The sequence below is a fragment of the Pseudonocardia sp. genome (assembly GCF_050246655.1).
Taxonomy (GTDB): Bacteria; Actinomycetota; Actinomycetes; order Mycobacteriales; family Pseudonocardiaceae; genus Pseudonocardia.
The window spans coordinates 1-10,340 of record NZ_JBFWVQ010000154.1 but is presented as its reverse complement, the minus strand read 5'-3'; the positions used below and the strand labels follow the sequence as shown (position 1 = coordinate 10,340).

8 protein-coding genes are annotated in these 10,340 nt (G+C 75.0%); 3 read left to right on the top strand and 5 right to left on the bottom strand.

Annotated features, from left to right (window positions below):
- Positions 1 to 485: 485 nt before the first annotated feature.
- Entirely contained in the window at positions 486 to 1,319 is an 834-nt protein-coding gene (locus AB7J25_RS28140; RefSeq protein WP_428513948.1) for a sugar phosphate isomerase/epimerase family protein, read from the bottom strand.
- Between the two features lie 102 nt (positions 1,320 to 1,421).
- Here AB7J25_RS28140 and AB7J25_RS28135 point away from each other — a divergent pair, with 102 nt between their 5' ends.
- The gene (locus AB7J25_RS28135; protein WP_428513946.1) at positions 1,422 to 3,134 is read left to right on the top strand and encodes an FAD-dependent oxidoreductase; all 1,713 of its coding nucleotides are present in this window, start codon (positions 1,422 to 1,424) and stop codon (positions 3,132 to 3,134) included.
- A 9-nt stretch (positions 3,135 to 3,143) separates the two neighbouring features.
- On the opposite strand, the gene AB7J25_RS28130 is transcribed toward AB7J25_RS28135, so the two are convergent.
- The 3 genes from AB7J25_RS28130 to AB7J25_RS28120 all read right to left on the bottom strand — a co-directional run bounded on the left by AB7J25_RS28130 (position 3,144) and on the right by AB7J25_RS28120 (position 5,899).
- Positions 3,144 to 3,377, bottom strand: a complete 234-nt coding sequence (locus AB7J25_RS28130) for a hypothetical protein (protein WP_428513944.1) — start codon at positions 3,375 to 3,377, stop codon at positions 3,144 to 3,146.
- A 135-nt stretch (positions 3,378 to 3,512) separates the two neighbouring features.
- The gene (locus AB7J25_RS28125; protein ID WP_428513942.1) at positions 3,513 to 3,983 is read right to left on the bottom strand and encodes a DUF3043 domain-containing protein; all 471 of its coding nucleotides are present in this window, start codon (positions 3,981 to 3,983) and stop codon (positions 3,513 to 3,515) included.
- Entirely contained in the window at positions 3,980 to 5,899 is a 1,920-nt protein-coding gene (locus AB7J25_RS28120; RefSeq protein ID WP_428513940.1) for a bifunctional sugar phosphate isomerase/epimerase/4-hydroxyphenylpyruvate dioxygenase family protein, read from the bottom strand. Before AB7J25_RS28120 ends, AB7J25_RS28125 begins: the two co-directional genes overlap by 4 nt.
- 110 nt (positions 5,900 to 6,009) lie before the next feature.
- Here AB7J25_RS28120 and AB7J25_RS28115 point away from each other — a divergent pair, with 110 nt between their 5' ends.
- Positions 6,010 to 7,734 carry a PHA/PHB synthase family protein gene (locus tag AB7J25_RS28115; RefSeq protein WP_428513938.1) on the top strand — a complete coding sequence of 575 codons (1,725 nt, stop codon included), beginning with the start codon at positions 6,010 to 6,012 and terminating at the stop codon, positions 7,732 to 7,734.
- Here the strand turns inward: AB7J25_RS28115 and AB7J25_RS28110 are convergent.
- Positions 7,719 to 9,080, bottom strand: a complete 1,362-nt coding sequence (locus AB7J25_RS28110; protein ID WP_428513936.1) for an MFS transporter — start codon at positions 9,078 to 9,080, stop codon at positions 7,719 to 7,721. The genes AB7J25_RS28115 and AB7J25_RS28110 overlap by 16 nt on opposite strands.
- An 82-nt stretch (positions 9,081 to 9,162) precedes the next feature.
- Between AB7J25_RS28110 and AB7J25_RS28105 the strand changes: the two genes are divergently transcribed.
- Positions 9,163 to 10,149 (top strand): LacI family DNA-binding transcriptional regulator, encoded by a 987-nt coding sequence (locus tag AB7J25_RS28105; RefSeq protein ID WP_428513934.1) that lies wholly within the window; start codon positions 9,163 to 9,165, stop codon positions 10,147 to 10,149.
- Positions 10,150 to 10,340 lie beyond the last annotated feature (191 nt).

Sequence of the window (10,340 nt, the reverse complement as noted above, 5' to 3'; positions counted from 1 at the left end):
CAGACGGCGGCCAGCTCCGCGCCGGCCTGCTCCAGCAGGCGGTGCGCGGCGGCCAGCCGATCGGGGATCACACCATTCAGTCTAGTCGAACAATAGTTCGAAGATAGGCCGATCGGCGCAGCTCAGCGCCCATTCGGCGACCGGCCGACGACACCTGCCGGAGCGGTGAACCGCACCGCCCGCGCCCCCCGCCATCAGCCACCCACGACACGCCGCAACCCGGGCAGCGCATGCCCGACGACACCGGCGCCACGCACCGGCTCGGCGCCGCCGCAGACCCGCTCGGCAGACGGCACGGACGGCCGCACCCCCCTCCAAGACCGACCGGAGACGTTGGTCGAGGTCGTGTGACGACCCGGTCTGACTGATCTTGAACGGGGAGGGCCGGACCCCGGTTGGTGTGGTGCGCCTGGCGCGCCTGATCGTCGACAGCCGGGTTCCGGTCGCGCAGGCCGCTGCCCGGTTCCACTGCCCGGTCAGTACACCTACACCGGGCCCGCCCGCCGCAGGACGTCCCGGGCCGCGTCCGCGCTGACGAGGGCCGCGGCCCGGACACCCCGCGCCACCTGTGCGTCGGAGATCACCTCGACGGCCACAATCCGGGGCGCGACGCCGTGGCGCGCCAGTGCCCGGACCATGCCGACCGCGTCGCCGAACCCCTGGCCCGGCGGGAGCCGGTGGCCCAGCGACTCGGCGCGCGCCTGCGCCATCGGCTCGGCACGCACGTCGCAGAGCTGTACCGCCACGATCCGCTCCGCGGGGACGGCGGCCAGGTCGGCCGCGGTCGTGCCGGCCCGGGCCCAGTGCCAGACGTCCACGAGCAGGGCCCCGTTCGGGCGTCCCGCGTCACGGACGACCTGCCACGCCGTCGCGAGGTCGGGCACGCCGCTGTACGGCATGAACTCGAGCGCGACCGCGACCTCGGGACCCGCGCGGTCGCAGAGCCCGGCGTAGGCCGCGGTGACGGCCTCGACGGGGAGCTTCTCCAGCAGTCCAGCATTGACGTGCGCCACGCCGAACGCCCGTGCCATGTGCAGCACCGCGCGCTCGCGGTCGGCGACCGCAGGGTCGGTGGGGTCGCCCCACCCCGTGACGTACTCGACCTCCCGCACGGCGACACCGCGCTCCGCGGCGAGCGCGCGCATCGCCGCGTCGTCCAGGCCCGCGGCGCGCGCGTCGGCGTAGTCCTCCACGCGCAGCCCGATCCCGTCGAAGCCGGCCGCGCCCGCGGCCGCCACCCGCTCGGCGAACGGCACTCCGGTTCCGAGGGTGTACGAGCTCATGACCAGCGGCGGCGGGCCGGGGAAGGGGCACTCCACGACGCGAGTGTCCGGCCCGGCGCGTCGCGGCCGGGTCGGCTTCCGCCGAGCGGGACGGGGTGGCGCGCTCGCACGGGGCCGCGCGCTACTGGAGGCGTGCCGGTGACGGAGGTGGACCTGCTCGTCGTCGGGAGCGGCGCGGGCGGTCTCTCCGCGGCCGTCACCGCGGCGCACCACGGCCTGCGCGTGCTCGTGGCGGAGAAGGCCGCCGTGCTCGGCGGTGCGACGGCGTGGTCGGGCGGCTGGATGTGGGCCCCGCTGAACCCGCTGTCGCAGGCCGACGGTGTCGTCGAGGACGTGGAGGGCCCGCGCACCTACCTCCGCCACGCCCTCGGCGACGAGTACGACGAGCCGCGGGTCGAGGCGCTGCTCGAGAACGCCCGGCACATGGTCGAGTTCTTCGAGGGGCACACGTCGCTGCAGTTCGTCTCGGGCACCTGGATCGCCGACATCCACGGGCACCTGCCCGGCGCGGGCACCGGCGGGCGCTCCGTCGGCCCGTTGCCGATCAACGCGCGGCGGCTCCCGCGCCGGCTGCGTGCCGTGCTGCGCGGCCAGCTCTACGAGACCTCACTGCTCGGCATGGGCATCATGGCCGGGCCGGACCTGCAGGCGTTCCTGCACGCCACCACCTCCCCGCGCGCGTTCCTGCACGCGGCGCGGCGGGTCGCGACGCACGCGTTCGACCTGGTGACCTGCCGGCGGGGGATGCAGCTGGTGAACGGTCCCGCGCTCGTCGCGCGGCTGGTGAAGTCGGCCGACGACCTGGGCGTGGCGCTGGAGGTGGACGCCCCCGTCACGCGGTTGCTCGTCGAGGACGGCCGGGTCGTGGGCGGGGTCGTGGCGGCCCGCGGCGGCGAGCGCACGGTGCGGGCCCGCCACGGCGTGGTGCTCGCCGCGGGCGGTTTCCCACGCGACGTCGACCGTCGCCGGGCGCTCTTCCCACGCACCCCGACCGGCCGCGAGCACTGGACGCTGGCCCCGCCGGAGACGACGGGGGACGGCGTGCGCCTGGGCGAGTCGGTCGGCGCGCGGTTCGTGGCCGACCTGGCCGCGCCCGCGGCGTGGTGCCCGGTGTCGCTCGTGCGCTACCGCAGCGGCCGGGTCGGCACCTACCCGCACATCGTCGACCGCGGCAAGCCCGGCCTGATCGCCGTGCTCGCCGACGGCAGGCGCTTCGTCAACGAGGCCGACGGCTACCACCAGTACGTCGCCGCGATGCTCGACGCGGTGCCGCAGGGGCAGGAGGTCGCGTCCTGGCTCGTGTGCGACCACCGCTTCCAGCGCCGCTACCCGTTCGGGATGGCCAAGCCGTTCCCGGTGCCCGTCGGGCCCTACCTGCGGTCGGGCTACCTCATCCGGGGGCGGACGCTGCGCGGGCTCGCCCGCCGGTGCGAGATCGACCCGGACGGCCTGGAGCGCACGGTGGCGGCCTTCAACGCCCACGCCCGGCTCGGCGAGGACCCGGCCTTCGGGCGGGGGAGCACCCCGTTCAACCGCGGCTCCGGGGACCCGGACCACGGGCCCAACCCGTCGCTGGCGCCGGTCGAGACGGCGCCGTTCTACGCGATCAAGGTGTTGCCCGGGAGCTTCGGGACGTTCGCCGGCCTGGCGACGGACCGCCACGCGCGGGTGCTCGGCGCCGACGACGCGCCGATCGCGGGTCTGTACGCGGCGGGCAGCGACCAGGCCAGCGTGATGGGCGGGCACTACCCGGCGGGCGGGATCAACATCGGGCCGGCGATGACGTTCGGCTACGTCGCCGCCCGGCACGCGGCGGGCGTGGCCGTGGCGGGCGGTGCCGCTGCGGGGTGAGCGGCAGGGTCAGATCCCGCCGGCCGTCACGTCGAGGCGGGGCCGGAGCCGCCAGGAGAGCCACAGCAGCGTCGAGTCCACCCAGCGGGCGGCCGTCATCGCTGCGAGGGCGTGGTGGTAGCCGGGGTGTGCGGGGTTCGCCTCCAGCCGGCGCGTCAGCGCGACGCGCTCCAGCGTGAGCTCGGTCGCCGTGCTCAGCAGGGCGTCGCTGAGCCGCTCGCGGATACGGTGGCCGGTGGGCATCGGACCTCCATCGTCGGTCGTCGCTGGCGGGCCGGACCTGGAGCCGACCGCCGCGCCGAGGAGCGACTGGAGGACCTGCCGCGGACCAGGCTAGCCACATCCACGCGTACCACGCCCGGCCGCGTGACGGGAGCCTCAGGCCGGGACGCGCGGTGCCGGAAGGCGCATGCGCCGCGGGCGATGCACCCGCATGAAGGCGTACCAGCCGGTGCGCAGGCCTGCGACCTGCTCCTGCGGGTAGGCGAGCCGGGCCTTGCGGGTGACCCAGATGCCGAGCACGACCGCCTCGACCGCCATCACGGCGAGCAGCGGCACGCTCAGGTACAGCGACCAGGTGCGGATGCCGGACGGCCGGTTGACGTAGGCGATCAGCGCGACCGCGAACACCGGCATGAACAGGTTGAGCAGGTGCCACCGCCCGTCGACCAGGTCGCGGACGTAGGCCCGGACCGGGCCCCGGTCGCGGGGGTGCAGGTGCTCGTCGTCCGAACGGGAGCTCGGGCGGGCGGGCGGACGGGCCGCCCGCGCCGGCGGACGCTTCGCGTGCGCCGGCCGGGAGCGCGCGCCGGTGCCGCGGGACCGCCTGCCCCGGGAACGTCCGCTCACCGCGACCGCTGCCTGCGGTGCGCCGCCATCCGCACCGGCGCGTTGACCTCGCCGTACCCGGCGTAGCCGCCGATCCGCTGCACGAGCTCCAGGAACAGCCGCCCGCCCAGCACCTCCGTGTAGGCGTGCAGGAACTCCCCGCCCTGCGCGTCGCGGTCGTAGAGCACGTCGAGCTCGCACAGCGCGCGGAGCAGCTCCGGCGGCGGCGCCTGGCGGGCGTCGAGATCGTCGTAGTAGTTGGGCGGCACGGGCAGCATCCGCGCCCCCGCGGCGCGCGCGGCGCGCACCGTCGCCAGGAGGTCGGGGGTGGCGAACGCGACGTGCTGCGGGTCGGTGACCCGCGGCTGCCACCCGGTGCCCCGCCGCAGCACCGACACGCTCAGCCCGAGGTGCACCGTCCCGGCCGGGTCGGTGACGGTCCTGTTGCGCACCAGCCCGAACGGGGCGGCGACCTCCGAGGAGTGCTGCGGGCGCAGCCCGAGCACCGAGCGGTAGAACAGCGCGGCCTCGTCGAAGTGGTCGAACGGCTGGGTCAGCGCGACGTGATCGACCCGGTCGATCCCCTCGAGACCGCTGCCGGCCGGGTCGGTGTCGCTGCCGAGCCGTTGCACCGGCACGAAGTCGGTGAGCCAGTCCGCGGTCCCGCCGCTGGAGCAGAAGAAGATCTGCGTACCGTCGGGCGCGGCGATCACGGGCAGGTCCACCTCGGCGGGCCCGTGCTCGCGCGGCAGCACGGGCGCGAGCAGCGCGCCGGCCCGCCGGGCGGCGGCGTCCGGATCGGCGGTCTCCAGGCCCAGCGCGGCGATCATCGCGCCGTCCACGTCGACGGACGTGCCGAGGACGACGCGGGCGTCACCCTGCTGCCACAGCTCGACGGGCTTGCTGCGGTGCACGCAGCTGCGGGTGAACCCGAGGGCGGTGAGGAGGTCGGCCACCGCAGGCGCGCTCGCGGGATCGGCGGCCAGCTCGACGAACGCGTACCCGTGCAGCTCCTGGGCAGGTGGCAGCTCGACCGTCCGTGCGCGCTCGCGCACTGCCGGGGAGAGCACTGCCGCGGTCTCCTCCTGCAGTGCGAGCAGCGACCGGTGCGCGTCGAGGGCCGCGCGCGTGGGATCGGACTGCCGGAAGACGTCGTTGAAGACCTCCAGCGACAGCGGGCCGGTGTAACCCGCGGTGAGGACGTGGCCGAGGAACGTCGGCAGGTCGAACGTGCCCTGTCCCGGGAACAGCCGGTGGTGGCGGCTCCACTGCAGGACGTCCATGTCCAGGTGCGGGGCGTCGGCGAGCTGCAGGAAGAAGATCTTCTCGCCGGGGATGTGGGCGATGCCTGCGGGGTCCGAGCCGCGGGAGAGGATGTGGAAGCTGTCCAGGCACACCCCGAGCGCGGGGTGGTCGGCCTGCCGCACGATCTCCCAGGACCGCTCGTAGGTGTTGACGAAGGTTCCCCAGGCCAGCGCCTCGTAGCAGAGCCGCAGCCCCCGTTCGGCGGCACGGGCCGCCAGGGCATGCAGCTGCTCGGCGATGGCGCCGTCGTCGTCGAGGGCGTCCGGCGCGACCGACGAGCACACCAGGACGAGATCGGTGCCGAGACGCTCCATCACGTCGAACTTCCGCTCCGCGCGCCGCCGGTTCGCGGCCAGCACGTCCGGACGGGTCGAGTCGAAGTCGCGGAACGGCTGGAAGAGATCGATCGCGAGCCCCGCATCGGCGCAGCGGGTCCGCACCTCCTCCGGGGACCACGCCGATGCGACGAGGTCGGGATCGAAGATCTCCACGCCGTCGAAGCCGGCCGCGGCAGCGGCAGCGAGCTTGTCCTCGAGCGTGCCGGAGATGCACACGGTCGCCAGGGCCGTGCGCGACCGCTCCTCCCGCCGGACGGAGCCGGGCGGTGCGCCCGGACGGACGGACACGGACATGGTCACCCCCTACGGTGCGCCCAGCCTGACCCGGGCTCGGACCGGCCGGTATCGGGTTCCGACCAGCGGGAGGGGTACCGGGAACGGTCCCGGGAGGCGACGATGGACGCATGGCCCAGGATCAGCAGCTGTCCCGCGACGTGGGTGAGCGCGCCGCGAGCGTGCTCGCCCCCGAGTCCGACCTGTTCGAGGACCTCGATGCCGCCGGGTTCGGCGAGGCTCTCGTCGACGCGGCGCGCGCGAGCCTGGTGAGCCCGGCCGCGCCCGCCCGCCATGCTCTCCAGCTCGCCGCCGATCTCGTCCGCATCCCCGGCGCGGCCGCCGTCCGGGCGTTGGGGCGCGACATCGAGCCGCCGCTGCCGGTGGATCCCCGCGACCGCCGTTTCGCCGATCCCACCTGGGCCGACAACGCCGTCTTCTACGCGACGCGCCAGGCCTACCTCGCGCTCTCGCGCTTCGCCCGGGAGACCGTGGACGCCGCCGATCTGGCGCCGGAGACGGCGCGCAAGGCGCGGATGGCGCTGGACCTGCTCCTGGACGCCGCGGCGCCCACGAACTTCCTGCCCACGAATCCGGCGGCGCTCAAGCGGGCCTTCGAGACCGGCGGGGTGAGCGTCGTGCGTGGCGCCCGCGCCTTCGTCGACGACCTCCTGCACAACGGGGGCCGCCCCCGCCAGGTGGACACGAGCGGGTTCGAGGTCGGCCGCAACCTCGCTGCGACCCCGGCGAAGGTCGTCTACCGCAACGACCTCATGGAGCTGCTGCAGTACGAGCCGCAGACCGACGAGGTGCGGTCCGCGCCCCTGCTGTGCAGCCCGCCGTGGATCAACAAGTACTACGTCATGGACCTCGCACCGCAGCGCAGCTTCATCGAGTGGGCGGTGCGGCACGGCCGGACGGTGTTCGCGATCAGCTACCGCAACCCGGGTCGCGCGATGTCGGACACGACGCTGGACGACTACCTGGTCCACGGCCCGCAGACCGCCCTCGACGTGATCACCGAGATCACCGGCGCCGAGACGGTCGACATCGTCGGGCTGTGCCTCGGCGGCGCGCTCACCGCCATCACCGCCGCCTACCTCACCCAGGGCGGCGACACCCGCATCGGCACGCTCACCCTGCTCAACACGATGCTCGACTACGGCGACCCCGGCGTCCTCGGCACGTTCACCGACGAGCGCACGGTGGCGAAGCTGGAGCGCAAGATGCGCCGCGAGGGGGTGCTCGAGGGCAAGTCGATGGCCGGGACGTTCGACATCCTGCGGGCCAACGACCTGATCTTCAACTACGTGGTCTCGAACTGGCTCATGGGCCAGGATCCGCCCGCGTTCGACATCCTCGCCTGGAACGCCGACAGCACGCGCATGCCGGCCGAGATGCACGCGTTCTACCTGCGCAACTTCTACGTCGAGAACAGGCTCGCCGCCGGGACGCTGGAGATCGCGGGGCGCACGATCGAACTCGGGGCGATCAAGGCGCCCACCTACGTCGTCAGCGCGATCAACGACCACATCGTGCCGTGGGAGTCCGCGTACAAGACCGCCGGCCTGGTCAGCGGGCCGGTGCGCTACGTCCTGTCCAGCGGCGGGCACATCGCCGGCATCGTCAACCCGCCCTCGCCGAAGGCCTGGTACCAGGTGAGCGAGACGGAGGAGGCGCTGCCGCCCGCGGGCGCGGCATGGCGCGAGGAGGCCGAGCGCCGCTCCGGGTCGTGGTGGGAGGACTGGGCCCGGTGGTCGGACGCCCACTCCGGGGAGCTGGTCGCACCGCCGCCGGTCGGCAGCACGGCGCACCCCGTGCTGGGCCCGGGGCCGGGTGACTACGTCCGGACCTGACGCCGGCGGCCGAGCATCCCGGCCAGCACCTCGGTGACGGGCCGGGGCACCACGCCCCGCGCCGCATCGAGCCGGCGCGCCTCGCGCCGCGCGAGGACGAGGCCGGTCACCGCGACCACCCAGACCGCGTACTGCAGCAGCCACGCCACCCGGAACGCCTCCGGGGTGAACCCGCCGAGCGCGGTGAGCACCCCGCCCATCCCGAGCAGCACGACCAGCGTCGCCCCGAACCCACCGATGTTGACCATGCCCTGCGCGACGGCCGCGTTCGCCACCGGGTTGGCCGTGCGGGCGATGTCGAGGCCGACGACGGAGCCCGGGCCGCCCGCCGCCAGCACGAGGACCAGCAGGACGAGCAGCCACAGCGGGGCGGGGCCGGGTAGCAGCAGGATCGCGGTCCAGACCGTGGCGCCCGCGCCGATGACGCCGAGCATGAGCCAGGAGCGCCGCAGCGGGTGGCGGGCGGTCAGGGCACCCAGCAGCGGCCCCACGCAGACGGAGGCGACCACCAGCAGCGTCACGAGGCCGCCCGCGGCGAGCCGGTCGAGGCCGTGCGCGGTGACGAGGTAGGGCACGCCCCACAGCAGCGAGAACACCATCATCGAGAACTGCGTGCCCATGTGGCCGAAGAAGCCCAGGCGGGTGCCGGGGCGCGCCCACACCGCACGCAGCTGCCCGGCGAGCGCGCGCGGCGCGATCGGCGCGCCCGGTCGCCACGTGCCGGCGGGCCCGTTGCGCACCACCGCCAGGACGAGCACCGCGGCGGCGAGGCTCACGGCGGCCGCCGTCGCGAACGTGGTGGGCCAACCCACCGCGCCGAGCACCACGATCAGCGGGACGGTGGACAGGACCTGGCCCAGCTGCCCGGTGATCGTCGTCATCTGCGTGACCAGCGGGACCCGCCGGGGCGCGAACCAGCGGGGCACGAGCGCCATCACCGAGGCGAACACCAGGGCGTCACCTGCACCGACGAGCACCCGCGCGGCGGCGGCCGTGCCGAGCGAGGTGGCCAGGGCGAGCAGCAACTGCCCCGCCGCGAGCAGGGCGCCGCTGGAGGTGAGCATCGCCCGGGCACCGAAGCGGTCCACGAGCAGGCCCGCGGGGATCTGCCCGGCGGCGTAGACGCCGACCTGGAGGAAGACGAAGAGGGCGAGCAGCCCCGGGCTGATCCCGAAGCGGTCGGCCGCGTCCAGCCCGGTCGCGCCGAGCGACGTGCGCTGCATGACCGCGACGACGTAGGCGGCGGCCGCCGCGGCCAGAACCGCCCAGGCGGCGCGACCGCCGCGGGCCGGAACCGGGGCGGTGCCCCCGGGCGCGGGCGGGGTCGCGGGCAGGGTGGTCGTCATCGCGTCCTTCCTCCGACGGCTCGTCCGGTCGAGTATGGCAAACGTTTGCCATCGTTTGCCACGGCCATGCTACAACTGCGTCATGGATCACGAGCCGGCCCGGCCAGCGACGCTGCACGACGTCGCACGCGAGGCCGGTGTCGCGGTGTCGACCGCCTCCCGGGCGCTGTCCAACCCCGGCCGCGTCAGCGCGGGCACCCGCGCCCACGTCCTCGACGTCGCGCGCCGGATCGGCTACCGGCCCAACCGCCTCGCCCAGGCGCTGCCCTCCGGCCGCACGCGCATGCTCGCGCTGCTCGTCCCGGACATCACCAATCCGCACCACTTCGCGCTCATCCGCGGCGCGGAGATCCAGGCCGCCGCCGCGGGCTACACGCTCGTGCTCGGCGACGGACAGGAGAGCCCCGCGCTGGAGGTCGGCCACGCCGACCGGCTCGGCTCGTTCGTCGACGGGTTCGTGCTCATCTCGCCGCGGATGGACGACTCCGCCCTGCGGGAGCTGCGCGCGCGCCACCCCGTCGTGCTGTTCAACCGGACGATGGCGGGGGTCCCGAGCGTCGTCGTGGACGCCGTGGACGCCGCCCGCCAGATCGTGGAGCACCTGCACGCCCTCGGCCACCGGCGGCTGGCCTACCTCGGCGGGCCCCGCACCTCGTGGATCGACGCCCGGCGGTGGCAGGCGCTGGAGGATCAGGCGGCCCGTCGCGGGATCGCGGCCCTGCGGCTCGGGCCGTTCGAGCCGGTCCTGGAGGCGGGCGCCGCGGCCGCCGACGCGGGGCTCGCATCGGGCGTGGGCGCGCTCGTCGCCTTCAACGACCTGCTCGCCATCGGCGTGCTGCAGCGCCTTGAGCGGCGCGGCGTCGCGGTGCCGGGCCGGATCAGCGTCGTCGGGGCCGACGACATCTTCGGTGCGGCGTTCTGCCACCCGCCGCTGACGACCGTGGCGAGCCCCGCGGAGCGGGCCGGCAGATTGCTCGTCGACATGCTGACCGGGGTCGCGGACGCGGCCGAGCTCGTCCTGCCGTGCCCACTGGTCGCCCGGGAGTCGACCGGCCCGGCACCGGGGTGACGCGGGGGGCCGGCCGGACGGCGCACGCGCTGCGCGCCGCGGGCGGCGCCGCCGGGCGGCTCGTCAGCCGCGAACGGCACGCAGTGACGGGCGGTCCTCGCAGGGACAGCACACGCCTCGCACGGGCTGCAGCCTCTGCGGGGTGCGTCCGGCCTCTGCGAAGTGCGTCCGGCCTCTGCGAAGTGTGTCCG

Excerpts from the sequence above, each read along its gene's own strand:
- AB7J25_RS28130 (WP_428513944.1), bottom strand. The coding sequence starts at position 3,377 with ATGCCCACCGGCCACCGTATCCGCGAGCGGCTCAGCGACGCCCTGCTG.
- AB7J25_RS28120 (WP_428513940.1), bottom strand. The coding sequence starts at position 5,899 with ATGTCCGTGTCCGTCCGTCCGGGCGCACCGCCCGGCTCCGTCCGGCGG.
- AB7J25_RS28115 (WP_428513938.1), top strand. The coding sequence starts at position 6,010 with ATGGCCCAGGATCAGCAGCTGTCCCGCGACGTGGGTGAGCGCGCCGCG.
- AB7J25_RS28110 (WP_428513936.1), bottom strand. The coding sequence starts at position 9,080 with ATGACGACCACCCTGCCCGCGACCCCGCCCGCGCCCGGGGGCACCGCC.
- AB7J25_RS28105 (WP_428513934.1), top strand. The coding sequence starts at position 9,163 with ATGGATCACGAGCCGGCCCGGCCAGCGACGCTGCACGACGTCGCACGC.